Origin of the sequence: Dorea sp. OM07-5, from assembly GCF_003481355.1 — a bacterium.
In the GTDB taxonomy this organism is placed as follows: domain Bacteria; phylum Bacillota; class Clostridia; order Lachnospirales; family Lachnospiraceae; genus Dorea_D; species Dorea_D hominis.
Genome location: NZ_QUKZ01000005.1, coordinates 180,222 through 205,604 on the forward strand (window position 1 = coordinate 180,222; position 25,383 = coordinate 205,604).

Annotated in this window: 21 protein-coding genes and 1 riboswitch; all 21 genes read right to left on the reverse strand. The window is 41.8% G+C overall.

Annotated elements, in window-relative coordinates:
* Window positions 1-7 precede the first annotated feature (7 nt).
* The 21 genes from gltX to DXC04_RS06900 all read right to left on the reverse strand — a co-directional run bounded on the left by gltX (window position 8) and on the right by DXC04_RS06900 (window position 25,271).
* Window positions 8-1,468 carry a glutamate--tRNA ligase gene (gltX, locus tag DXC04_RS06800; protein ID WP_021860706.1) on the reverse strand — a complete coding sequence of 487 codons (1,461 nt, stop codon included), beginning with the start codon at window positions 1,466-1,468 and terminating at the stop codon, window positions 8-10.
* A 23-nt stretch (window positions 1,469-1,491) separates the two neighbouring features.
* Window positions 1,492-1,977, reverse strand: coding sequence for a threonine/serine exporter family protein (locus DXC04_RS06805; protein WP_021860707.1), 486 nt, complete (start codon window positions 1,975-1,977; stop codon window positions 1,492-1,494).
* Window positions 1,974-3,203 (reverse strand): GNAT family N-acetyltransferase, encoded by a 1,230-nt coding sequence (locus tag DXC04_RS06810; RefSeq protein WP_118660538.1) that lies wholly within the window; start codon window positions 3,201-3,203, stop codon window positions 1,974-1,976. Before DXC04_RS06810 ends, DXC04_RS06805 begins: the two co-directional genes overlap by 4 nt.
* A 54-nt stretch (window positions 3,204-3,257) precedes the next feature.
* A complete protein-coding gene (locus tag DXC04_RS06815) occupies window positions 3,258-4,403 on the reverse strand; it encodes an InlB B-repeat-containing protein (RefSeq protein WP_118660540.1) in 1,146 nt (381 codons plus the stop codon).
* A gap of 130 nt (window positions 4,404-4,533) precedes the next feature.
* Complete coding sequence (gene grdD / locus DXC04_RS06820; protein ID WP_021860710.1) at window positions 4,534-5,688, reverse strand: glycine/sarcosine/betaine reductase complex component C subunit alpha; 1,155 nt, start codon at window positions 5,686-5,688, stop codon at window positions 4,534-4,536.
* A gap of 14 nt (window positions 5,689-5,702) precedes the next feature.
* Window positions 5,703-7,241, reverse strand: a complete 1,539-nt coding sequence (gene grdC / locus DXC04_RS06825; RefSeq protein WP_021860711.1) for a glycine/sarcosine/betaine reductase complex component C subunit beta — start codon at window positions 7,239-7,241, stop codon at window positions 5,703-5,705.
* Window positions 7,242-7,374: 133 nt separating this feature from the next.
* Entirely contained in the window at window positions 7,375-7,845 is a 471-nt protein-coding gene (gene grdA, locus DXC04_RS06830) for a glycine/sarcosine/betaine reductase complex selenoprotein A (RefSeq protein ID WP_117537328.1), read from the reverse strand.
* 77 nt (window positions 7,846-7,922) lie between these two features.
* The gene (gene trxA, locus DXC04_RS06835; protein WP_021860714.1) at window positions 7,923-8,240 is read right to left on the reverse strand and encodes a thioredoxin TrxA; all 318 of its coding nucleotides are present in this window, start codon (window positions 8,238-8,240) and stop codon (window positions 7,923-7,925) included.
* A gap of 48 nt (window positions 8,241-8,288) precedes the next feature.
* Entirely contained in the window at window positions 8,289-9,233 is a 945-nt protein-coding gene (gene trxB / locus DXC04_RS06840; protein ID WP_021860715.1) for a thioredoxin-disulfide reductase, read from the reverse strand.
* A gap of 40 nt (window positions 9,234-9,273) precedes the next feature.
* On the reverse strand, window positions 9,274-10,584 hold the full coding sequence (gene grdB / locus DXC04_RS06845; protein WP_117537329.1) for a glycine reductase complex selenoprotein B: 1,311 nt from the start codon (window positions 10,582-10,584) through the stop codon (window positions 9,274-9,276).
* A gap of 20 nt (window positions 10,585-10,604) precedes the next feature.
* Window positions 10,605-11,885, reverse strand: coding sequence for a glycine/sarcosine/betaine reductase component B subunit (locus tag DXC04_RS06850; RefSeq protein WP_021860718.1), 1,281 nt, complete (start codon window positions 11,883-11,885; stop codon window positions 10,605-10,607).
* A gap of 67 nt (window positions 11,886-11,952) precedes the next feature.
* Window positions 11,953-12,339: a GrdX family protein gene (locus tag DXC04_RS06855; protein ID WP_021860719.1), complete on the reverse strand. Its 387-nt coding sequence runs from the start codon at window positions 12,337-12,339 to the stop codon at window positions 11,953-11,955.
* A 188-nt stretch (window positions 12,340-12,527) separates the two neighbouring features.
* Window positions 12,528-12,640, reverse strand: a riboswitch (glycine riboswitch).
* A gap of 262 nt (window positions 12,641-12,902) precedes the next feature.
* Complete coding sequence (locus DXC04_RS06860) at window positions 12,903-14,267, reverse strand: alanine/glycine:cation symporter family protein (RefSeq protein WP_118660542.1); 1,365 nt, start codon at window positions 14,265-14,267, stop codon at window positions 12,903-12,905.
* A gap of 317 nt (window positions 14,268-14,584) precedes the next feature.
* Complete coding sequence (gene purB, locus DXC04_RS06865) at window positions 14,585-16,018, reverse strand: adenylosuccinate lyase (protein WP_021860721.1); 1,434 nt, start codon at window positions 16,016-16,018, stop codon at window positions 14,585-14,587.
* A 47-nt stretch (window positions 16,019-16,065) separates the two neighbouring features.
* On the reverse strand, window positions 16,066-17,493 hold the full coding sequence (gene purF / locus DXC04_RS06870) for an amidophosphoribosyltransferase (RefSeq protein WP_021860722.1): 1,428 nt from the start codon (window positions 17,491-17,493) through the stop codon (window positions 16,066-16,068).
* Between the two features lie 81 nt (window positions 17,494-17,574).
* Window positions 17,575-18,261, reverse strand: coding sequence for an amino acid ABC transporter ATP-binding protein (locus DXC04_RS06875; protein WP_118660544.1), 687 nt, complete (start codon window positions 18,259-18,261; stop codon window positions 17,575-17,577).
* An 11-nt stretch (window positions 18,262-18,272) separates the two neighbouring features.
* Window positions 18,273-18,923, reverse strand: a complete 651-nt coding sequence (locus DXC04_RS06880) for an amino acid ABC transporter permease (protein ID WP_118660546.1) — start codon at window positions 18,921-18,923, stop codon at window positions 18,273-18,275.
* A 75-nt stretch (window positions 18,924-18,998) separates the two neighbouring features.
* Window positions 18,999-19,820: an amino acid ABC transporter substrate-binding protein gene (locus DXC04_RS06885; protein WP_118660548.1), complete on the reverse strand. Its 822-nt coding sequence runs from the start codon at window positions 19,818-19,820 to the stop codon at window positions 18,999-19,001.
* Between the two features lie 113 nt (window positions 19,821-19,933).
* Window positions 19,934-20,704, reverse strand: a complete 771-nt coding sequence (locus DXC04_RS06890; protein WP_117537333.1) for a hypothetical protein — start codon at window positions 20,702-20,704, stop codon at window positions 19,934-19,936.
* Complete coding sequence (locus DXC04_RS06895) at window positions 20,679-21,962, reverse strand: DUF5716 family protein (protein WP_021860727.1); 1,284 nt, start codon at window positions 21,960-21,962, stop codon at window positions 20,679-20,681. The genes DXC04_RS06890 and DXC04_RS06895 overlap by 26 nt, the downstream gene beginning before the upstream one ends.
* A gap of 18 nt (window positions 21,963-21,980) precedes the next feature.
* Complete coding sequence (locus DXC04_RS06900; RefSeq protein WP_117537334.1) at window positions 21,981-25,271, reverse strand: DUF5717 family protein; 3,291 nt, start codon at window positions 25,269-25,271, stop codon at window positions 21,981-21,983.
* Window positions 25,272-25,383: the final 112 nt, after the last annotated feature.

A 25,383-nucleotide genomic window follows, 5' to 3' on the forward strand; every position in this document is an offset into this window, starting at 1 on the left:
TATACCTCTATTTGCTTAATAATTCAATACCTTTTTTAATTCTGGCTACAGATTCTTCTTTGCCAAGAATCTCCATAATCTCTGTAGCACCGCCAGGTGTGCTCTGTTTTCCGGATACCGCAGTACGGATCGGCCACATAACGAAACCAGTCTTGACACCTTTTTCATCAACATATTTCTTCAGAAGAGCAAATAAAGCATCATTGCTGAAATCATACTGCTCTTCCAGGAGCGGAAGTACTTCTTTTAATACTTCCAGAGAATTTTCTTCGTTTGTTTTCATCTTCTTATGACAGTACATTGCTGTGTCATATTCCGGAAGTTCTTCAAAGAAATCAATCTGATCCTTGATATCCGGGAAAATCTCAATTCTTGTCTTAACTAATCCGGCAATCTTCTTCAAATCATAATCTTTTGTAATAACTTCCTGAATATACGGTTTTGCCATTTCAAAGAATTTGTCTTCGTCCATGGCTTTCAGATATTCTCCGTTCATCCATTTTAATTTCACAATATCAAATACAGCCGGAGACTTGCTCATATGACGGTAGTCAAATGCTTTCACAAGTTCTTCCAGTGAGAAAATCTCCCGATTATCAGATGGGCACCATCCAAGAAGTGCAACATAATTTACAACTGCTTCTTTCACAAATCCCTGATCGATCAGATCTTCATAAGAAGAATGTCCGCATCTCTTACTCAGTTTCTTATGTGTCTCGTCTGTGATCAGCGGACAGTGCACATAAGTCGGAATCTCCCATCCAAATGCTTCATAGATCTTGTTGTACTTCGGTGCAGAAGATAAATATTCATTTCCACGTACAACGTGTGTAATTCCCATCAGATGGTCATCAATAACATTCGCAAAATTGTAAGTCGGATATCCGTCAGATTTGATAAGGATCAGATCCTCCAGCTCATTATTCGGAACCGTAATATCTCCATAAATGTCATCTTTGAAAGTTGTTGTTCCTTCTGTCGGCATATTAAAACGGATAACGTAAGGCTTACCTGCATCCAGATTTGCCTGTACTTCTTCTTTGCTCAGTCCCAGGCAGTGTTTATCATAGACAACAATCTCTGCACTTCCCTCTCCGTCTACTTTGCTTTTCAGTGATTCCAGACGTTCCTTATCGCAGAAACAATAATAAGCATCTCCCTGCTCAATCAGCTGTTTGGCATATTTCAGATACAGTCCGGATTTGTTTCTCTCGCTCTGTACATATGGTCCAACTCCACCATCTTTGTCCGGGCCTTCATCATGAACGAGTCCTGTCTCTTCCAGTGTATGGTAGATGATCTCCAGCGCTCCGTCAACGAAACGCTCCTGGTCTGTATCTTCAATACGAAGAATAAAATCTCCATCCTCATGTTTTGCAATCAGATATGCATACAATGCTGTTCTTAAATTCCCGACATGCATTCTTCCTGTCGGACTTGGGGCAAATCTTGTTCTTACTTTACTCATGATTCTTATCTCCTAACTATATATTAATTTAAAATATTTTTCTTTTTTCTGTGATATTTCAGCTGCTTCCAGTAGCCTTTCTGGAACACATCTCTCGGAATGGATAATACAATGGCAATTCCAAGGACTATTCCAAACGAAACCTTGACTGCTTCCAGGCCTTTTGATGCTGCCATTCCCAACTGATTCATAACCAGATAATAAGTTGTATAATAAATCCCGGCACCCGGCACCATCGGAATCACTCCGGATACAAGGAATATCGTGATTGGGCATTTCATCCGCACGGTCAGCATACGTGATAATAATACCACTACCAGTGTACCACAAAAAGAAGCAATTGCAGCCGAAAGTCCTGCATATTCTTCCAGTATCAAATACACACACCAGCCTGCTGCACCTGTAATTCCACATCCGATGTAAAAATGTCTCGGCACACTAAATAATACTGCAAACGCAACCGCTCCTGCAAATGCACAGACTCCATTGGCAATCAGTTCTACTATCATCCGACAATTCCTCCTAACGTGTGATAAATGCTAAGAGTCAGTCCGACGCCGATCGCAATATACACAAATACTAATAATGTATCAATCATTCTGACTGTTCCCGACAGAAAATCACTGTCTGCAATCTCGCGGATTGAATTGACAAATGCCATTCCAGGAACCAAAGGCATAAGCGCACCAATGATCATACCATTTAACTGCACCGGTGCAAGCCATGGCACCTCTCTCGCTGCAAGCGCCAGCCCGGTAATGATCACGCCACCTGCAATATTACTGATAATCTTAGACATATGATATCTTCTCGCCAGCAGTACCCAGCAATAGAGGATACAGCCAATAAAGAACGCAACAACGCTTTCTCTCGCCGTCGCTCCAAGAAGATATCCAAGACATCCACTTGCAAATCCGGCACCTATGATCTGTACAACCGGACGTATCGGCTCAATTTTGTCGATCTCTTTTAATCGTTTCTGCGCCTCTTCCAGTGACATCTTCCCGGCTGATATCGCTCTGGAAAGCGAATTTACTTCCGCAACAATCCCCAGATGTGTTCCCGATAAAGGTACATTCTTCACCTTTGTGTACACTTCTTCTTCTCCGCTCTTCGCCGTAACAAAGATGGCATGACTCAGAGTAAATATATCTACCTGATCAATATGAAAACGGTTGCATATCCGCGTCATCGTCTCTTCTACACGGAAGATCTCGCCACCATTCTTCAAAAGGATCCTTCCTGCTTCCAGTGCCACATCCACGACTTTTTTTATATCAATCTCTGCTTCCAGCCGCTTCTTAAAATATACCATATCTGTAAGCGGAATTCCATCATCATAAACAGGTTCTTTGTATTTTTTCAGAAAATATCCTGCTAAAATATGAGAATTAGAAAATCCACATTTTTCAAAAAAGCCAAGCAGTTTTCTGCAATTTCCGATTCCCACATACAATTCGTCACACCGGTCACTGTAATGCTCACAAATATAATGAACCATATATTTACCGTAGCCACATCCACGCGCTTCTTCCATGGTTACAATGCTCAAAATCTCGCACTTCCGGTTTTTCCGGAATCTGACAGCACAGATCGTTTTGATCACTCCGTCTTCCTTTAACAGAAACAGATCCATTGTATCCAGTTCTTTTTCCAAAGCTTCTTCGTTCGGATCCGCAAACTGTAATAAATCAAGATATTGGATTTTGTTGTCTTTTACTTGTTGAATTCTCATGCGTAGCTCCTATGTACCTAATCCAACACATTATATCACCACATTTTCCAAATATCAACCTCGCGGTGTTGCAACAATTTCTCCATTTATTCTGTACAATACACCTTCTTCACTGTAATAATAAGGATTTCCGGACGCTGCTTCTATATAAAGAAGATTTGGAAGTCTGTCAAAAATTCCTTCTGCGATATAATGAATGTTCGCCGGAATATATACTTCCATGATCCGATCTTCCACTCCATCAAATGCACTTGCCGCAATCCCTGTGCATGAAGCAGATGTTGGAAGCACAAGAAATCCGTCTCTCAGCATTGCATCTGCATTGGTACATGCTGTTACGTAACCATTTGCATCACATACAAATCCATCAAATTCTTTCCAGCCGGCATACAAACGGATATTTTTCACATCTATTACTCCTGAAAATGGCTTTGTACATCCTACATCTTCATACCATCCGGTAAATACTTTTCCAAGTCTTGTCGGTACTTCAAAATCCTTTTCTGAAAATGTCTTTTCTGCAAAAGAATACTCACGAGTTGCCGGAATACCACCGTTAGCATCAAGTGTCACACTCCATGGAACTTCCGTCTCCAGCTTTTTCTTTGTATCTTCTGCCACCGAAGAATCCGAAAGAGCCGTCTTCACAGATTCTTTGACAGTTGCCGCCTTTGTCTCATTTTCAGATTCACTAACTGTTGCTGCATACGATCTCTTCACAGACTTTTTCATAGCAGGCTTTGAAACTCTGGTTGCTGATCTCGCAACTGATGATCTCGCAACTGGTGCTTTTGCAGCGGTCGATTTTGTAACTGATGCTTTTGTTTTAAGTGCTGATTTTACATCTGTCTTTCCAGACACTGTCATTCCCATAGCTGCTTTTCTATGTTCAGACATATCTTTAAAATTAACTTTCGCTCCTGCTGTTCCTGCAAATAGGTTCGCTCCTGCTGTTCCTGCAAATAGATTCGCTCCTGCCGGTCCTGTATATGTTTCTTCTGTCACCGCCTGGTGCATGGCGGCCCCGTCCGGCAATCCTTCTCCTTTTCCCTTCCAGGTTGTCACGCCCAGATATAAGAGTGCCAGACTTACCAGAACAAATATTCCGGTCACAGTATTTCTTGTTGTCATCTTACTGCGGAATGCACATATTCCTTCCAGTTCCAATCCCTGATTTAATTTCTTTAATACGAGTTCCATAATGCCACCAGCCTTTCCGGTTCTTTCTCTTATAAGTTCATTATAAATTGACTCACAAATAAAAGAAAGTGGCGTCTTGACACATTGTCAAAACGCCACCCGGTCAGACTATGACTTTTTTATCATCAGACTAATTAATATATCCGGCTTTCTTTAATTCTTCTTCAGCTTTTGCAAGATTTGCATCCGATACACGGATGATCGGTCCGGTACATCCCATTCCGCTCTCTGCATAAATATTGAGTTTCCACAGGACTTTAACTGCATCCTCAAGATCCATAACTTCGATTCCTGCGATCTGGCTTGTAACGATCTCCTTCGGTGGCTCTTTTACATCTTCTTCAGCCGCTGCCGGTTTGTTCGCTGCCTTTCTTGCTTCAAGAATCGCTTTTAATCCAGCTTTGTTTGCTGCTGCAAACTCTGCTTTTGCGATTTCAAATACTTTGCTTCTTACAAGCTGTGCTGCATAGCGGATAGCTCCTGCGATAAGCGGTGCTCCACTTGCTCTTGATACGATCATGACTAACTGGTCATATCCTTCTCCGATTCCAGGTCCATATCCGTAACCTGTTGCCTCATAGCTTCCTCCCGTTGTGTATGAAGACAGCATCTTAATCAGGATATTTCCTGTAAGGGAATCTGTTACCATGATATCCGGAGTTCCCTGCAGTACGTCATTTCCTCTCATGACACATCCACCGTCTGCTCTTGCTGACTCTGCAAATGTAATGTCATATCCGTTTTCTTTTAATTCTTTTAATGCTTTTTCTGTCTGGCGTGCACCGTCTACATTCAGGATTCCAACTGTAGGATTTACTTTTCCACATGCTTTTGCTGCAATGATTCCGTAAATCGTATTCTTGATCATTCCTTCGATACGGTCTGCACTAGATGTTCCGGTTGTATTTGCCACGAACATTTCTTTTCCCTTGGATGGTGTGATCGCACGTCCGACTGTGGATACTCCGATCGGGAATGGGAAATGCATGGTAACTGCTCCGTCTACTTCCTTGTTTGCCAGCATTTCTTCCATCTTTTTGTGGCCTTCCTCATCATCTGCCACTTTGACGGTTGTAACGCCTTCTGCTTCCAGAGATCCAATGTAATAAACATCAATCCCTTCTTTTGCAGCCATGAGCGCTGCTTCCATCGCATTCTCTTCGCCATGCTCAGATCCCATTCCTGTAAGCGCGATCTTCGGTCTTTTACCAAAGCTTCCTGTTTCCAGTCCCTGCGCCATCTCAAGGAAGGTCTCTGCGATCATTTTTTCAATTTTATCTGCCATTATAATGTACCCCCTTATTCTGCCATCAGGGTCGCTGCAAAATCTTTCATTGCTTTTGCGATTAAGCCTTTTACTTCTTCCTCTGATACTCCGGATGCTGCTTCTTCTTCAGCTGCTGTATTTCCGTGAATTACGAAAGATACTCCATCGAATAAGTTTGTCATACGTCCAAGGAACAGACTTCCTTTTCCGATGATCATGGCATTTTTGATCTTTCCTTCTAAGATATCTTCACGTGCAAATCCTACAAATGGTACTCCTGACGGGATATGTCCCTGTGTCGGTGCCCATCCGGTCAGTCCGTGATCTTTTGTAAATGCTGCCAGCTCTTTTCTGTCAAGCTCGCCTCTCTTTACTGCCAGAGCAGCGATCATCTTATAGTTTGCAAGCGGTACATCTCCTGCTCCTGCCGGTTTTGTGATATCCGGGTTCTGCATCTCCGGTGAGAATTTATCGATATCTGTAATCTTCATTCCTGCTCTGTCAAGCGGATCAGCTACCAGGCTTCCGATTACGTTCTGCGGTGCAGATCCAGTTCCTACTGTGTGGCGTCCTAACATGTTCAGATCGATCTCCGGGTTTACTCCGTCGTTCTCTGCGATGATCACACAGAATCCGCCCAGGCAGTCCTCTAAGATCGGAAGTTCTTTTTTCACATGGTCTTTTCCGTTCATTCCTAATTTAGCTGTACATCCACCTGCTGTAACAGCTACGCATTTGTATGCTCCGGATTTAACGAGTGCTGCTGCTTCGATCAGTGCGTGTGTCGGTGCTGCACAGAATCCTCTTGCGTCAGATCCTGTAGCGTTAGACAGTCCGGCAATCTCAGCTGCTGCTTTAGCGAAGTTTCCTCCACCTCTCTGGTTCATATCTCCACATGCTTCCTCAGCACAATCGATAACATACTCTACGTCAGATTTTTCGATTCCTGCATTTTTAACTCCGTAAAGCAGTGCTAAAACACTAGATGCTTTACTCATTAAGTTTTCATGCATAACGTGAGAAGATAAGTTTACATCGATATCATGAGCTGGTTTTACACATCCAACTAATTTGTCTTCGAAGTAAAGAGGCTCTGCGTGATCGTCTTTAATCAGTGCTTCGATCTCATCGATCTCTACACCTTCATGTAACAGAGCTACAATATCTTCAGTGATAACCGGGTCAGCTGCAAATGCATCTTTGTGTGCTGCTACGAATGCTTTCTCCAGTCTTACTACTTCAAACATATCACAAGCCTGAACTAAAAGAAGGAACTCTTCTTCCGGCATGATCTCACCATATTTTCCATAACGCTCTGCGCCTTCCATCTTCTTGTCGAAGTATGGGAACTCAATCTCAGCTAACTGATCCGGATGAGCATTTCCGATGTATGTCTGGTTCGGCCAGTAAGCTACAACATCCTCATAAGAACGTAAGTGCTTCGGTACCTCTTTCAGATACTCTGATTCCGGGTTAACGATTCTTTCTGTTGTCTGAGTTGTTCCATTATATAAAACCATATCTGGAGTGTGTGCTAATACATAGCTTGCTCCCTTAATTACACTGTTCATTGGTTTTCCACCTTTCCTTTTACGTAAACTTTTACTTTGTCGTATACAATCAAGACAAAAAGAGGGCTCCCCTTATGCGGGGATCGCACCGGGTTCGCCCTCTAAACACAACATGATCTTTAACAAAAAATGATTAGTTTTCTGCTGCCTGCTCTCTGATAGCATTCATCTCATCTACGATGTCGTCTACGTCAAGAACCATTTCCATCATGCTTACCTGTTCATCATAAACTGCTTCGTCAAATTCCTTTTTGATCTCTGGCTCACATACGTGATAAGTCGTAAGTCCAAGCTGGACTCCTGTCAATGGACCTGCGAAAGTAGGATCGCCTAACATTACAGTCTCAGCTGCAAGACCTGCAGCTTCGCCTTCTGCTGCACCAAGAACTACTACTAAGTTCTCTGCACCATACTCCTCTGCGAACTCTTTTACTCTCTTCTGGTTTTCCAGATCCATTGCGCCTGCGCTTGTTCAGACGAAACATTCCGTTGATGAGAAAATTACTTCAGCACCAGCTGTTTTTACGCATTCTGCGATAGCCGGTCCCGGAATTCCATCACGGTCTCCGATAATTATTGCTTTTTTGCCTTCTAAAATAGCCATAATTACTCTTTCTCCTTTCTTGTATTGTATACTAACAACTTGATCAAATATCTATGATTATAGAAACAACATCCAGATTAGATGTATTTCTTAATCAACTCTTCGATAGACTCTGGTGTACAATCATCTTTTACCAGCTCTTCTACTTTCTCTCCGTCTTTGTAAATTGCCATAACCGGCAGACCTAAGATTTTCTGAGAGATTGCAAGACGACGTGCCTTTGTTGTATTCAGGCATGTGAATTTCATCTTGTCACCATATGTATCTGCATATTCATGTACTTTTGGCATCAGAGCCTGGCATGGAACACATCCATCACCGAAAAAGTCTACAAATACATATCCTTCTGCTTTTAATACTTCTTCTTCAAATGTTTTCTTATCTACTTCTAACATTGCTTATCTCTCCTTATTAAATACAAAATTTGACGAATTAAAAAGGTTTTAGAAATAATCTGACATACTTCTCTCAACCTGAACGGCTGCGATTGCTCCGTCAGCTGCTGCAGTTACTACCTGCCTCAGGCTCTTCACGCGAACATCACCTGCTGCATATACACCCGGGATGTTTGTATGCATGTCTGCATCTGTCTTGATGTATCCACGCTCATCCATGTCGATAATTCCTTCAAACGGTTTTGTATTCGGTACTGTTCCGATAAATCCGAACACACCAAACATTCCGTCTTCTTCATCTGCTTCCACTGTTGTAACTTCACCAGTTTTCACATTTTTCACTTTCATCCACTGGAGAATATCATCTCCACCGACTTCTTCTACAACTGTATCCCACATAAAGTGCAGTTTTGGGTTCTTGAAAGCCTTTTCCTGAATGGATTTTGCAGCACGAAGTTCGTCACGTCTGTGAATGATTGTAACTTTTCTTGCAAATTTTGTCAGATACATAGCTTCTTCTACTGCGGAGTCTCCTCCACCAACTACGTATACCTCGAAATCCTCAAAGAAGTTTGCATCGCATGTTGCACAGTAAGAAACACCTTTTCCTGTGAACTCTGCTTCCCCTTTGCATCCGATTGGTCTTGCATGAGCTCCTGTAGCGAGGATGACATGTCTTGCTTTGTATTCTGCTTTTGAGCTCTTTAACACTTTTACATCTCCCTCAAGAGATACTTCTGTAATTGTGTCAGATACACGCTCAGCTCCGAATTTAGCTGCCTGTTCTGTCATTCTTGCGATCAGGGACGGTCCGGACTCACCTTCTACGATCTGTCCCGGATAGTTCTCGATCTCATCTGTGATTGCAATCTGTCCTCCGTCCTGTCCTTTTTCAAGAATCAGTACAGAAAGACGACTTCTTCCTGCATACAGTCCTGCCGCTAATCCGGCAGGTCCTGCACCAAGAACGATAACATCATAAATCTTATCCATGTCTGTTACGTCTCCTTTTCATTAATAGTATTCTCATACTCTACTCGAAAATAGTCTGTCCGTCAACCTCTGTTGTAAGAGCTTTCAGAGCTTTCTCTACGATCTTACGACGAAGTTCTTTTTCCTCATCTTTATCCAGTGCCGGATTTCCAAGTGGATGAGGGATTGCGATAGCCGGAACGATTCTGTTAGCACCAACTGTCATGGAAATTGGTGTTACTGTACAGATATGTACTACCGGAATTCCTGCTCTCTCAATTTCTTTTACCATCGTTGCACCGCAACGTGTACAGGTACCTCAAGTAGATGTGAGGATTACTGCATCTACTCCATCAGCTACCAGTTTCTTGGAGAATTCATCAGCAAATGCTTTTGCAGATGCAACAGCAGTACCATTTCCTGTTGTAGTATAGAATAAGTGATGTAACTCACCGATAATTCCTTCTTTTTCCATATCACGAAGAACGTCAACAGGAAGTACACGGTCAGCATCTTCATTTGCGTATACTGGATCGTATCCACCATGAGCTGTCTCATATGTGTCTTCTGTCAGATCCGTAACACCTGTAATATCATACTCACCATAGTGGGAAGCACTTGAACTTTCGATGTGATCCGGATTTCCCTTCGGAACGATACCACCGGAAGTAACTAATGCGATCTTAGCATGTGCAAGGTCTTTTACAGCCGGATTCGGATCAACTCTGTCGAAGTCTGGCATTGGGAACTCTGTCTCGAAAGGTTTTCCAGCCAGTTTCTTAATGAGCATCTTAACAGCTCTCTGAGATCCTCTTTCTTTTTCAAAGAAGTTTACACGAATACCGTTCGGCATATATCCTTCTTCTGCAGAAGAACCGATTTTCTCACCTTTTCCAAGTTTAACAGCCAGAGGAGCCATCTTCTTAACAGCGTCTCTCATACCTGCTGCACTGTTCTTTGTAGAGACCATGTATACCTGGTTTTTAAACATATCAGCACCTGGGTTCTCTACATACATACCAGTCAGGGAAGGAATACCAAGTTCTTCCTGAACTGCTGCTGCGATAGTACCGCAGGCAACTCCGTAACGTCCAGCGTTGAAAGCCGGTCCTGCAATAAAGATGTCCGGAGCCTGTTCTTTAACCATCTCAAGAATCTCTGCTTTTGCTTTTTCAAGATTCTCGTTGAAATAAGAGTCACCACATACGATTGTTGCAATGATCTCTGCTTCGTCTTTAAAATTCTGTGTTAATGCCATACCTGGTCCAACAACTTCGCCAACACGCAGTTCAACCGGGTAATCTGCTTTTTCTTCTCCACCAATCTGTGCAAAGAACTGATTGATGTAATGAACAACTTTTAATTTAGCCATTATTCTATATCCTCCATTCCTTATCTTGCACTCAGTTTATTGAAACCAGTTTCGTTTGTTGCGCCTGTCAGAACCTGAAGCTCAACTTCAAGAGATCCGTCCTCGCGCAGTGTCTCTTCACTTGCACCAGCAATCTTTGTTACATAGTCAAGAGTTCCAATTACTTTGTCAAGTTTCGGCAGGATAACTACCTGGTTTGCATTTCCGCCTGTTACTACTGCATCAGCAGCCTGATCAGCATCAGCAAGTGACTGAGATTTTCCATCACGTCCGGCATACTCGTCTGTGATGATTACAGTCTTAACGCCTTCTGCTTCAATCTTCTTACAATTCATGATAAGGTCTGTATCCGGGTTACCGAATCCTTCCTGAGATACAATAACTCCATCCAGGTCTAACATCTTGCAAAGTTTTGCTGTCCAGTCAGAAGAACGCTGTTTATCAGCAAGATATACGTTCTCGTTTGTGATAATCTGGCAAACAAAGTTTAATGTTTTTCCGTGCTGTTCAAATAAGTCATGTACAACCGGGTTGTTCAGATGAACATATGTAGGGTTCTTATCACATGCAGATACACAGTTACCGGAAACAATTGCTCCGTCCATGATCTCTGTAGGGCTTAAAATTGTAGGAACGATTTTCTTAGCATCTACACCATATACATATGTGTCATGAAGAAGTCCCTGGCTCTGAAGCATCTGTACATATGCAACTCTCGGCAGGTCCGGATATTTTTCCATTCCTTCTTTGATTGTGCATGTCTCGTAAACTTTTGTCTCATCCGGTGTCAGATCACGTGCTAACTCACCAATGTAAGTTGCAACTCTGAATCCAGCGAAACGAACTGCTTTTTCGTATTCATGCTGTTTGATATTGTCAATTGGCTCACATACCATAACCAGGTTTAATGTCTTGGAGAATGGTGTGTAATCTGCTCCAGGACCTGTCATATCAATGATACCTTCCTGGAATCCCACGATCTTACCAGCTGTAACAACAGCCATTCCTTTTAATGCGTAAGTCTTTCCTTCTCCAACTGTGTCTACTTTAGAGATAACTCCCGGGAAGATTCCTCCTCTTCCTTCAACTTTAACTCTAGGTTCGATAACATCTTTAACAGGTGTGATTCTTACAGACTCACCCGGTTTTGCAATGTCAAATGATACGCTCTTAATCTTTTCGTCCTCAAGAGCTACTGCCTTAACGGCTTCTTCGGATACATAAAGGATTCCGTCTTCAATCTTTGACTCAGATGCAAACTGAATATCCTTGATGTAAATGTGTCCCATTTCTAATCTCACTTTAAGTTCCCTCCTTAAAAAAATTATATTGTTTAAGCTGCAACGCTCGACAACCTCACTCAATGACTTACCAGGCATCTGCTGATGCCAGGCCGCTTTCCAGCAGAGTCCAGTCAATCAACTGAAAATCTTCCAGTACGCTTTCTCCATATCGTCCAGTCTTATCTTGGAATTTATGGCATGCATCGATTGCATTTTCTATAATCGTAAGCGACCTTCTGTCCACTTCCTCCTTTCCAGCTGAAATCAAAACCGATTTGTATGGTGTCTCATTTGGCTTCACGCTTCCGGATAACGGATGCGTCAGAAGTAAATGTCCGTCATGTATTCTGTCTCTGACTTCCCGGAGAAGTCCTTCATAAGTAGTTTCCAGATATATTACTTCGTGTGTCTTCTCAAGCTTATCGAAGACCAGTGGATTATTGGTCAAGACTATATATTTCCCCCTGTTCATCCTGAACCGTATCCTCCTTTCCGGCCTGTTGCCTCGGCAATCGATAAATACAATAAAAGTCATCGGTATTCCAAATAAAAAAGGACGTCCAGATATACAATTATATCTACGGCGTCCTTCCTGTCTTTTGCCCTGATAAATTGAAATCATCGATAAGCTTTATCACACAGCACAAGATTCAGAATGTGGTACATTTTCCAGTCCTTTTGCCTGAAAGTTTCACCTTTTTGCATACCCACCATGTATGTCCGGCTTGCCTCTTCGGCGGCTGATCCGTTCAACTCTCTCTTGGAAAACATCATCCCACGAATATTCTTTTCATAGAAAATCATTACACAATTTTCATAGACATTTTTTATATTATTTATTGCCTGTATCTATAATAACTTATTGTAACTTTTTTTGCAACCCATTATACTAATTAATATTATTTTAGTGAGTATGCACAATTTCCATTCCTGATTTTTGTTATATTTATTAGTCGATTTTATAATATTTATTAAAACGTCTATAAAAAACAACATTTATGATTGTCCTGCATTTCATCCACTTATAGATAATATCTATTTATTCTTTTTAAAGTTCTGATAGTAATCATCATGCAACTTCTTAATCGTACCGCTCAGAACAATCAGACCGATAAAGTTCGGAATTACCATCATGGAGTTGAAGCAGTCTGCCATATTCCATACGAGATCTACCTGTGCAAGTGATCCAAGCACTACGCACACAGCAACTAATACGGAATATACTTTTACAGCTTTTGGTCCAAACAGATACTTAATATTTGCCTGTCCAAAGAAATACCAGCCAATAATTGTTGAAAATGCGAAGAAGAACATACAAATCGCGATAAAGATATCTCCGCCTTTTCCATACAATGTAGAGAATGCATACTGGCTTAACTCTGCACCTGTCTTACCACTTGGAATAGACTTCGTTGTAATAATTACAAATGCTGTCAGGTTTAGTACGATAAACGTATCGATAAATACACCGATCATTGCAACAAATCCCTGCTCGACCGGATGATCTACTTTTGCAACTGCATGCGCATGTGGGGTAGAACCCATACCAGCCTCATTAGAGAACAATCCTCTTGCAACACCTTTTGTAAGCGCAAGTTTTAATGTCGCACCCACAGCACCACCGGATACTGCTGACGGATTAAATGCTCCAACGACAATTGCCTGGAATGCATATGGAATATTCTTATAATTATAAATAATAACAATCAGCGCACCAAGAATATAGAAAGCTGCCATGATCGGTACGATCGTCTCTGTTACTTTTGCGATACGCTGCATACCACCTACGAATACAAATAACGCGATCAGTGCAACTACAACACCAACTGCTGCCTGTGGCACACCAAATGCTGTATGGAAGGCTGCTGCGATGGAATTGGACTGTACTGCATTACCCATAAATCCAAGCGCCAGGATGATCAATACTGCAAAAATTCCGGCAAGTACTTTTCCAAACGTTCCTTTAAATGCTGCACGGATATAATATACAGGTCCTCCTGTGATCTCTCCGTCAGATCCTACCTGCTTATACTTCTGTGCAAGTACAGCCTCGCCAAAGATCGTTGCCATTCCCAGGAATGCTGCAATCCACATCCAAAAAATAGCTCCCGGTCCTCCGATTGCAAGAGCGGTCGCCGCTCCGGCGATATTACCGGTTCCTACCTGAGCTGCAATTGCTGTTGCCAGTGCCTGGAATGATGACATTCCATCTTTGTCAGCATTGCCTTTTTTACTGAACAGGCCGCCAAAAGTCCGGCGCATTCCTTCTCCAAATCCACGTACTTGAATAAAACCAAGCTTAAATGTGAACCAGATTCCACCTCCGAGAAGTGCGATGATCAACACATAATCAGACAGATAGTGCTGAATTGTCAGAACAAGATCGTTTAATGTTTTCATTGTTACATCCCCCTTTTCTTTGTATAGATTTTCCGTATATTTATACGAACTTATTCATTACACCTATCATAACACTTATCTATATACAGCGCAATATGTACAAAACCTTCTATATTTTCTTTGTGTATTTTATACATTGTGTGCAATCGCGCTTATTATTTTACATACAAAAAACGGCGTAAACTCGTTCGCTTACACCGTTTTTTTGTCAAGTTATTTTCATCATTAAAGATTTTTTCGTCACAATTACTATTGCACGTTTGTAACTTCTATCTATTCGTTTCATCTATAGATATTCTTTATATATTCCATATATTTTACACGTTAATTTCCGCTGTCATTCCAAGAATTTCTTTATTCTCTTCAAGCATTGGGCGTACAACATTGTTCAGATAATTGTCTACCTGAACCGGTGCGCGTCCAACATATTTGGACGGATCCATTGTCTTCTTCAGTTCATCAACACTCAGATTGAATGCCGGATCTGCTGCAATCAGTTCCAGAAGATTATTGTCCAGCCCTTTTTCTTTTACATTGCGTCCTGCTTCCATAGAAAGCTCACGGATTCTTTCATGTAACTCCTGACGGTCACCGCCTGCTTTTACAGCATCCATCATAATATTCTCTGTTGCCATAAATGGAAGCTCTGACATCAGACGTTTCTCGATTACTTTCGGATATACAACCAGTCCATCTACAACATTCAGGCAGAGATCCAGAATACCATCAATTGCAAGGAATCCTTCCGGCACACTCAGACGTTTATTTGCGGAATCATCCAGCGTTCTCTCAAACCACTGCGTTGCAGATGTGATTGCCGGATTCAGCGCATCTACTATCACATATCTGGATAAAGATGCAATTCTCTCGCTTCTCATCGGATTACGCTTGTAAGCCATTGCGGATGATCCGATCTGTGTCTTTTCAAATGGTTCTTCTACTTCTTTTAAGTGCTGAAGCAGACGGATGTCATTGCTGAATTTGTGTGCACTCGCAGCAATTCCTGCCAGTACATTAATTACTCTTGTATCTACTTTTCTGGAGTAAGTCTGTCCTGAAACCGGATAACATGCCTCAAATCCCATCTTCTGTGCGATCATTGGATCGATCTTATCAATCGTCTCCTGATCTCCATCAAACAGTTCCTGGAAACTTGCCTGTGTACCGGTAGTCCCCTTTGAGCCAAGCATCTTCAAGCTTCCTTTTACATACTCCAGATCTTCCAAGTCCATCATAAATTCCTGCATCCACAAAGTTGCACGTTTTCCAACCGTTGTCGGCTGCGCCGGCTGGAAATGTGTAAATGCAAGCGTCGGCAGATTCTTATGCTCATCCGCAAATTTGGCAAGTTCTGCAATTACATTTACCAGTTTTTTCTTCACAATATCCAGTGCCTCGGACATCAGGATAATATCTGTATTATCTCCTACATAACAGGATGTTGCTCCAAGATGAATGATTCCTTTCGCCTTCGGGCACTGTTTTCCATATGCATATACATGAGACATTACGTCATGACGCACTACCTTTTCACGTTCCTTTGCGACATCATAATTAATGTCTTCTGCATGCGCTTTTAATTCATCAATCTGTTCCTGGGTGATTGGAAGTCCCAGCTCTTTCTCCGTCTCTGCAAGTGCGATCCACAGTTTTCTCCATGTGCGGAACTTCTTGTCCGGCGAGAAAATATACTGCATCTCTTTGCTGGCATATCTTTCTGAAAGTGGGCTCTGATATCTGTCGTTTGTCATCGTTTTTTTCTCCTTATTCTGAATTATATTTAAATAATTTATATCTTCTACTCAAAGGCAAGGGATACATCTCTGCCCGGCACTTTCATCGGATAATTGCCTGTAAAACAGGCATCACAGTAACTTAAATCCCCAACCATATCTTTCAACTTCTCAACTTCCATATATCCAAGAGAATCGGCTCCGATCATCTCCCGAATCTGTTCTGTCGTATGTGAATGTGCAATGAGCTGATCATCTGACGGAACATCTGTACCGAAATAACATGGATGCAAAAACGGCGGCGAGCTGATTCTTACATGCACTTCTTTTGCCCCTGCTTTCTTCAACATCTTAATAATATTCGCACTTGTTGTTCCGCGAACAATCGAATCATCTACCATAACAATTCTCTTGCCTTTTACAACTTCTTCAATTACATTCAGCTTGATCTTTACACTACTCTCTCTCTGGCTCTGTTTCGGCTTAATAAATGTTCTTCCGACATAGCTGTTCTTATGAAATGCCATTCCATAAGGGATTCCTGACTGTTCAGAATAGCCTTTTGCAGCCACCAGACCGGAATCCGGCACACCAACAACCAGATCTGCCTCTACCGGATAGGACTCTGCCAGTGCCTTTCCAGCAAGGATACGTGCATGATAAACATTCACATTATCGATCGTACTGTCCATACGCGCGAAATAAATATATTCAAAAATACATCTTGCCTGCTTCTCAGGCGAAATTGCCATAGACTTATCAGAAGTAATACCATTCTTCGTAATTGTTACGATCTCTCCCGGCTCCACATCACGTACAAACTCTGCATCTACAGCAGCAATTGCGCAACTCTCTGATGCGAGAAAATATGTATTGTCTCTCTTACCGATACACAGTGGTTTCAATCCAAATGGATCTCTCGCTCCGATCAGTTTACGCGGTGAACTCACGACCAACGCATAGGCACCTTTGATCTTCTTCATCGCATTTTTTACTGCATCTTCTGCGCAGGAAACATTCAGTCTTTCACGTGCAATATGATAAGCGATCACTTCCGAATCAATCGTTGTCTGGAAAATAGCTCCGGTATACTCCAGTTCTCTTCTCAGCTCGATCGCATTCGTTAGATTACCGTTATGCGCAATTACCAGTGTACCTTTGACATATTTCAGTACAAGCGGCATCGCATTCTCTGCTCTCGTTCCTCCTGCTGTTGAATACCTGACATGTCCAACGCCCAGATTACCGTGCAGTGTCTGTAACGCTTCTTCATCAAACACTTCATTTACAAGTCCCAGTCCCTTTTTTGAATGCACTTTGCGTTCACCATATGTATCTGTCACAGCAATGCCGCAGCTTTCCTGTCCTCTGTGCTGTAACGCAAAAAGCCCATAATATACAGATGGGGCAACATCGCCTCCGTCCATATCATAGGCTCCAAACACTCCGCATTCCTCGCTCAAACCTGTTGTCATTTTTTCCAATTCACCCATGAATGCAAGACTCCTTATTCGTTTTCAATTTACTCCATTACTCGATTAGTATAATACAAGGTCTGCCGAAAATCAATACATTTAATTTTCGGCAAACTTTCCTAAGAACTCTTTCATACGCTCGTTGTCCGAACCAAATACTTCTTCCGGCGTTCCCTGGAGTGCGATCACACCGCCGTCCATAAATATGATATGGTTGGATACATTCTTTGCAAAATTCATCTCATGTGTAACAATCACCATCGTCATATGCTCTGCCGCAAGGTCTTTGATAACCTTCAATATCTCACCTGTCAGCTCTGGATCAAGTGCTGATGTAGGTTCATCAAAGAAGAGAATATCCGGTTTCATTGCAAGTGCTCTTGCGATAGATACACGCTGCTGCTGTCCTCCCGACAGCTGGAAAGGATATGCGTTTTCCTTATCAGCAAGTCCCATCTTTTTAAGAAGTTCCCGTGCCTCTTTGTATACTTCTTCTTTGTTTCTTTTCTGCACACGAAGTGGCGCATCCACAATATTTTTCAGAACTGAAAAATGAGGGAACAAATTAAAGTTCTGGAAAACAAGACCGAATGTACCATTATAATGGATCTCGCCGAAATCCGGTGTCTCCAGTCCCGTTGCACAACGCAGCAGTGTAGATTTTCCCGAACCGGACGGTCCAATAATGCCAAACACTTCTCCTTCTTCTACTTTCATGGAAATGTCTTTTAGAACTTCCACTTCTCCGAAACTTTTTTTCATATGATTAATTTCCAATAAGCTCATGACATCTCCTCCTATCTATAATAATTCAGTTTCTTTTCCAGAAACTCAAGCAAAAATGCCACAATCAGGTTAAATACATAATAGAAAATTCCCGCAAATACATATGGAAGCATCGTCGTCTGTGATGCAGCCAGTGCTTTAGAGATTGTAAACATCTCCATAATTCCGATTGTAAATGCAAGGGATGTATCCTTTACAAGTGTAATCGTCTCATTCGTAATAGATGGAAGAATGATCTTGATTACCTGCGGAAGAATAATGCGCATAAATGTCTGTGCCTTGCTGTATCCTAATATCTGTGCCGCTTCATACTGTCCTTTCGGCATGGATTCAATGCCACCTCTGTAGATTTCGGCAAAATATGCCGCATAGTTTAACACAAATCCGATTGCAACTGCACTGTTCTTCCAGCTTGGACTGTTTGTGATGCCGAATATATAATATGGGCCGAAATAAATTACCATAAGTTGTAACATGAGCGGTGTTCCACGCATGATCGATATGTATGCCTTAAAAATAGTACGGATAACTACATTTTTTGCCATACGTCCAAACGAAACCAGAAGCCCAAGCGGTAATGAAAACAACAGTGTCACTGCAAAAAGCATTAATGTGACTACCATTCCTTCCCCCAGCTTCGATAACATAATTGATACTGTCATAGGAATGTCTCCTCTCCTAGAAAAATGGGCCGTCTGTAAAGACAGCCCCTTTTGATTATTTTATAATTATTTTAATTATTTACCAATGATCGTAATATCTTTCTTAAACCACTTTTTGGAAATCTTAGCCATCGTTCCGTCTTTTGCCATCTCTTCCAATGTGCTCTCTACCTGATCACGGACTGCTTTATTTCCTTTGGCAAATCCTACTCCGTATTCCTCTGCTGCAATCTCATAATCCAGGATTGTGAAATCAGCTTTTCTCTTTTCAATCTGGTAAGCAGCTACAACTGTATCCATAGCAACTGCATCTGCGGATCCGGATTCCAGATTCATAAGTCCTGTATTATAATCTGCTACAACTTCCAGATTGCCAAAAGTTGAAGACAGATCTGCCTTTTCTTTTAACGCAGCCTGCGCAGAAGAATCTGTCTGAACGTCTACGACTTTTCCTTCCAGATCTTTTTCGGATTTGATACCAGAATCTTTTCTGACTACAAATACCTGTTCATTGTTAAGATATGGTTTGGACCATGTATACTTATCTTCTCTTCCATCCATGGTAAATCCGTTCCAGATACAGTCAATTCCACCGGATTTTAATTCTGCATCTTTCGAATCCCATGCGATTGGTTTTGCGACGTACTTCCATCCCTGTCTCTTGCACACTTCCTGCGCCAGTTCCAGATCGAATCCTGTATATTCGCCATCGTCACCAACAAATCCCATCGGTGGGAAATCCTGGTCAAATCCTACGGTAAATTTGTCACCGGACTTCTTCTCGGTATATTCTTTCTTACTACTTTTGTCAGAGCTATTATCCTTGCTTCCACAGCCTACGAACACTGTCATTGCAAGTAGCGTCACTGCAAGCACCATCGCCAGTCTTTTTTTCATAACTTCATCCTCCTGTATTCATGGTATGTCTGCTTTGCATACTGCGTTGTTTTATCAATTCATCAATTGATTACTTTACCACGCTAAATTGCTCTGTTATAGTATCATATTCTTTATTTCTTGTCAATCCCACGATATCGGCGTTTTCGGTATTCAATTTCTTTTCCTTCTTCACCAATCTCAATATCGGCACGGATATCTGCTCTTTTTTCTTTTAATTCCGCATCAATACCAAGATATCTGGAATTGCCTGACAACATCTTTGTATACTCTTCCTCCGGAAGCGCATGATAGTTGCAGTAAAGATACGCTTTTAACACATCTTCGTTCTCCTGCAGTTTGTAAGATTCTTCATACGCCTGTGCCGCTTCCTCATACAAAAAAAGTCTGCCGTATGCACTTCCCAGACAACCATACACTTTTGCATAAAACGGCTTTCCTACCGAATCATCCCGCTTACCATCAATGATCGTCCGGTAAACAAGAATCGCATCTGCGTATTCTCCGTTTTTCATCAGGCTGTCCGCTTTCAGCTTGAATCTCTCCACTTCTCTCTGATCCTGCAGCTTTTCCAGAATACTCTGTATCTTTATAATCTCCGAAGATGCATACATTGTTGACTGTTGCAATATCTTAAGAATAAAATCTTCTTCCGTGCAATGGTTATCCAGCTCTTCCTGCAGCGCATCTGCAAGTTCATACATCTGCAGCTCCGTCCTGATCCACTCACACAGCTGTCTGTTGATCAGTGTATAGTCGATCAGATAGAGATTATTACAGATGAAATAACACAGCTCCTCTAATGTATAGATCCTGATATGGCCTCTGGCAATCACATATGGTTGTCTGGCATGTTTTTTATGACATAGAATTAAACTGCCCATTGATTCCTCCTAAATGTATAACCTTTTCCACCTGAAAATCCGAAGCTTCAAAAAATTCTCCAAAGCCGACATCCTTGAATGTCATCTTACAGGTTCTTTCATCCAGAAACATCACTTCGATCCGCAGGCGGAGTGAATAATCTCTCCGCTCTTTCAGACCATCCAGAGATACTTTTTCTACCTGGAGTTCATCTCCGGCAAGAGTCTCCACATGAATCTCAATATCAGATGTATCTTCCAGGATTACCTCCCATTGTCCATCTGCTTCATACCAGTGTGTTCCCCAAGCAACGACCGGATACCATCCTTCTTTGCCACCAATGCGCATACGCAGACTGATCTGTTCTGTCATGCGTGTGTCATCCAGATATACCGGTCCTTCATTATAATTGCGATATTTTCGCATGGAAGTGTAGCAGGCACCTTTACTGTACAGATTATCACCCACGAATGCACGTCTTCCGTTGCAGAGCACTTTCAATGAATTCGGATACCATTTATTTTCAAATGCCGCCCCGGTCAGGTACACAGACGATACGACCTTTTTCTCAAACACATTCTGGATAAACAGCCGGAAACTTTCATCCGCGCTCTTCGCTTTTTCCCTATTCAGCACAGGGTAAATCGCTTCCATCTCCTGGATCTGCGCACTTGCGACTTCATCTACCGTCACAAACATATCACGGTTCTGACCATTTGCCACATTCATCCTCCGGAGCATATACGCTCTGATCGTCTGTCCATCGCAGAAAAACATCGCTGATTCATACTGCCACAGCTCTTTTGGCTGATAAAACATATAGTGGCAGAATCCTTCTTTGTAATCCTGCACGTAAATATTCTCCTTGTCTACGCCAAGATGCCTGCCGATTCCTTTGAGCATCTTAGACATATCAATATTCGTATATGGCGTAGAAAATGTAATAAACCGGATATCTTCAAAATCCTCCAGTGTAAGTCCTACGAATTTTGCCAGAAGCCAGACTGCATCGTGGACTTTACTTCCAATCCGCACTTTCTTACGCTGCACTGCCTTGCCGAACAGATCTGACACCACGCAGGACGGATTCTTCTGTTCCAGCAGTTCTGCTTCCTTTCCATATACCCATTGTTCTTTTATATAACCTAATTTCAGAGGGATCAGCGACTGTCCCTGTGCATACTCAAACGTCTGCGGTTCGTCGCTTTTCTCATCGTAATAACTGATCTGACAGGTATTTTCATTCAGATCATAGCCAATAATACTGCCTCTTCTCACGTTATTTCTTCCTCTCTGTTATTCATACATCCTAAAAAGACTGTCTGCCATCTTCTCTTCCTCTTCAAAATCCATGATCGCTTTTCTCTGGTTCGCAGGGGACATAGAAAGCATTGCATTCAGTTTTCCGTATTTGCCGGTCTTCACTGTATGCGCATTCGTCAGCACTTTCTTCTCCGTTGTTGTGATTTCATTTCCAATCGTATCCTGGAAATAATAATGCAGTTCTTCATCTTCATACAACACGAACTGTTTTACATAAATATTCTCATATGCCGGGAGCAGATTCTCTGTCTTATATCCAAGTGTCTCTTTCCCACCTTTGCGGATCTTGTAAAACAGCTTCACCTTATGTCCCGGCTCCGCACGGTATGCCAGCATAGTACGATCATACAGCTGAAGCTCTGTCAGCCACTGCGCCCGGTACTTCATATAGAACGGAAAGATCAGCTGCTTTTCCGTCAGTCTCCGAAGTTCTCTGTGCAGAACTTCTTCCAGTTCATCCGGATATTTTCTGCCGGCATAGTACTTAAGTAGCGCAATCTTGCAGATATCCGGCAGCGTTTCCTTCTTCTCACACTCGTTAGCAATGATCTCAAAAACACTGGATTTCGTATCTCTGCCATTTATTACATACTCTCTTGACGCATACGTCAGGTATGCCTGTTTCAGTCGAAAATATACATTATCAGACAGATAATAATCTTCAAAAATAGCTTCCTCATCAAACATATCTTCTGAAAATAACATCTGCGTAATGATCCGTTCACTGATCTTGCCGGATGCAACCTGATATTCCCGCAGCACTTTCCAGAGCCGCTTCATATCTGCAGTTGCACCACAGTAATAATTTGCCAGATAAGTCAGCGTTGCTTTGTCATACTGATGTCTGCGGAACATCTCAAAACACAGATACGTCAGGAAATCATCTTCTTCGTAATTCTCTTCCCGGATTCTTCTGCTGCAAATGCAGAACACATCTTTATCTTCGAAATAGCTTAAGCCTTTAACATAAATATTTTCAAAAGTCGGAGTCTCTTTCTCCTCGCTGTCTTTCCATTTGCCGACAGATGCACCATATTTCTTGCAGATTTCCAGAAATCTCGGTTCATAGAACAGACGCTTTGTCTCATATGGAATAGAATCCGTATAATAACGTCCCTCTATCGACTCCCAGATGATCCTTGCTTCTTTGTCATACAGATAGACAATCACCGGCTCATCTTCGGTATATGGGACACGCTGTCTGATTTCTCCATTCTTCTCAATGACAAGCACACAGTTCATATGTGGCACTTTCGTTGAAATCGAATATGCGTAGCAGACATCGCGCATTGCTTCCATATGCTCGGAATCCATATCTTCAGTACAGAAATGCTTATATAAAATACGAAGATATTCTGTGATATGTCGCTTTCTGAGCTGATCCATCGCAAATGTCTTCATCTGCTCTTTGTATCCTTCATACAGTTCTTCACTGTCTGCTTCATAAGTCAGAAGATTAGCGTAAAGAAATGCAGCCTTCTCGTATCCGAGTGTATTTCCATGCATAAAATACAGGAAAACAGACTTCGGAAGCGGTCCGTTTACACTGGATGGATCCAAAGTATTCATATAATACTCATATAACTGGGCAATCTTAAGCTCGGAATCTACTGCTTCCTGATACCAGTGAAAATATTTTTTCTGATTCTTATTTCCCTTGATCAGAAGAATACAGATCGTATTGAGTATCATCGGATCTTTATAAACCTTATAAATCCGCTCTAAAATGCGGAATAACAAATCACTGTAGGACTTATGCTGACTTGCAAAATTCGCCACATATAATGCCAGTTCCTTCGTCATCAGCCGATATTTGGTTGCAAAATTCAACACCTGTAATTCAAATTTGCCAAGCTTTTTCAGAAGTGTCGGCTTCGCCTGATAGCACAAATAAGCTTCCAGATAGAACATAACACCATGTGTTTCAAACTCAAACTGCTGTTCCAGCACTTCCAGTCTCTTGTATGGATTCTTGTATCTTCCGTCTATCTGTAAAATCATATAGAGAAGCAGCCAGGAATCCTGATGGCGCATATAGGTCTTGCCAATCTCATCCAGTACACGCTCCATATGGCTGTCATTCTCACGGATCAGCGCCGTCAGGAACAGGTAATAACAGTTTGTGATCGGATCCTTTCCGATTGCGAAACGGTTATAGTTATAATTCTCCAAAATCCATTTTGCTTCTTCAAACTTCTTACCAATAATATAAACATGTGCCTGCAGAAGTTGGTAAATCTCGCTCATCGGCTTAATTCTGCGGATAGCGGCAACATTTTCAATCGCATTCTCCACCCATGTATCCAGCTCGATACGTCCTGCCATATAGCCGATATATTCTTTTAAAGACTGCGCATATAACAGTTCCGGTACATAATGTTCCTCATCATATTCCTGATTCTGTAATACTTCAATCTCGTAGGACAATGCCTCATACGGAGTAATGAACCGGATTGTTCCATAGTTTCTTCCGCCATGCAAATATTCCGGACGTACCAGATATTCCATCTCATAACTGTTTCCGACAAAATCTTCTGTTGTCAGATCCGGCTTGGTAACACGTAAAAACGCTCCTTCTGTCTCAATATGGATCGGCATGAAGCCCCATGTGTTCTTTACGATCGTAATCGTTCCTTTATTCGGTTCTTTGATATCTTCAAAGAGCATTCCTTCTCCCTGTAGCGTCAGGAAAATACATTCCTTCTGCTTAATACCGACAAGGAACTCTTCCATTGCCTGTTCGCCAAGCGACCATTTTCGCATATTATCATAGAGATAAAACGTCCGCTCATTCTCATATTTGACAATCTCGTAAAATTCTCTGGAGCGGAACAGTCTTCCTGCTTCTGAGAAATCCTTGATCGCAAGCTTCCTGAAATCATCTGTACTCTGTACTTTACCATAAGTTGTCATAACATATGGCTTTTCGATGATCGCTGTAAAAGCAAGCTCATATTCACCTCCGGAACATACGACCGTGATCTTACCGCGTTCTACATGTCCCGGTTTTAATCCCTTCCCATCATAAGTAAATTCAATCCTGGATGTGACTCCGTCAAATCCCTGATCTTTAAAATGGATACGAAAAGAAGACGGGTATAATATTCCCCGTATCTTTCTGTCATTATTGCTTTTTATTAAGAAACTTCCTCTATATACTTCTCCCTCGCCGATAATCATGACCAGATTCGTCTCTTCGAACACAACTTCCGGCTGTTCTACGCTGAAGTCTCCTTTAGAAAATCTTTGTATCTTATTTTTCAAGACTTACACCTGCATCTTTCGTTGCTTTTTGTAAAAAACATACTATAATGAATTATAGCATTGTTTGTTTGGTAATTGCAATGCTGTTAGAATAAAATCTAAGGATAACCCC

What these genes read in the sequence shown, in the direction of transcription:
- purB (WP_021860721.1), bottom strand. Translation starts at nt 16,018, where the DNA reads ATGACAAACGACAGATATCAGAGCCCACTTTCAGAAAGATATGCCAGC.
- grdD (WP_021860710.1), bottom strand. Translation starts at nt 5,688, where the DNA reads ATGGCAGATAAAATTGAAAAAATGATCGCAGAGACCTTCCTTGAGATG.
- DXC04_RS06855 (WP_021860719.1), bottom strand. Translation starts at nt 12,339, where the DNA reads ATGAACAGGGGGAAATATATAGTCTTGACCAATAATCCACTGGTCTTC.
- DXC04_RS06885 (WP_118660548.1), bottom strand. Translation starts at nt 19,820, where the DNA reads ATGAAAAAAAGACTGGCGATGGTGCTTGCAGTGACGCTACTTGCAATG.
- DXC04_RS06890 (WP_117537333.1), bottom strand. Translation starts at nt 20,704, where the DNA reads ATGGGCAGTTTAATTCTATGTCATAAAAAACATGCCAGACAACCATAT.
- DXC04_RS06880 (WP_118660546.1), bottom strand. Translation starts at nt 18,923, where the DNA reads ATGACAGTATCAATTATGTTATCGAAGCTGGGGGAAGGAATGGTAGTC.
- trxA (WP_021860714.1), bottom strand. Translation starts at nt 8,240, where the DNA reads ATGTTAGAAGTAGATAAGAAAACATTTGAAGAAGAAGTATTAAAAGCA.
- grdC (WP_021860711.1), bottom strand. Translation starts at nt 7,241, where the DNA reads ATGAACAGTGTAATTAAGGGAGCAAGCTATGTATTAGCACACACTCCA.
- DXC04_RS06815 (WP_118660540.1), bottom strand. Translation starts at nt 4,403, where the DNA reads ATGGAACTCGTATTAAAGAAATTAAATCAGGGATTGGAACTGGAAGGA.
- DXC04_RS06860 (WP_118660542.1), bottom strand. Translation starts at nt 14,267, where the DNA reads ATGAAAACATTAAACGATCTTGTTCTGACAATTCAGCACTATCTGTCT.
- gltX (WP_021860706.1), bottom strand. Translation starts at nt 1,468, where the DNA reads ATGAGTAAAGTAAGAACAAGATTTGCCCCAAGTCCGACAGGAAGAATG.
- trxB (WP_021860715.1), bottom strand. Translation starts at nt 9,233, where the DNA reads ATGGATAAGATTTATGATGTTATCGTTCTTGGTGCAGGACCTGCCGGA.
- DXC04_RS06875 (WP_118660544.1), bottom strand. Translation starts at nt 18,261, where the DNA reads ATGAGCTTATTGGAAATTAATCATATGAAAAAAAGTTTCGGAGAAGTG.
- DXC04_RS06805 (WP_021860707.1), bottom strand. Translation starts at nt 1,977, where the DNA reads ATGATAGTAGAACTGATTGCCAATGGAGTCTGTGCATTTGCAGGAGCG.
- DXC04_RS06810 (WP_118660538.1), bottom strand. Translation starts at nt 3,203, where the DNA reads ATGAGAATTCAACAAGTAAAAGACAACAAAATCCAATATCTTGATTTA.
- purF (WP_021860722.1), bottom strand. Translation starts at nt 17,493, where the DNA reads ATGGGTGAATTGGAAAAAATGACAACAGGTTTGAGCGAGGAATGCGGA.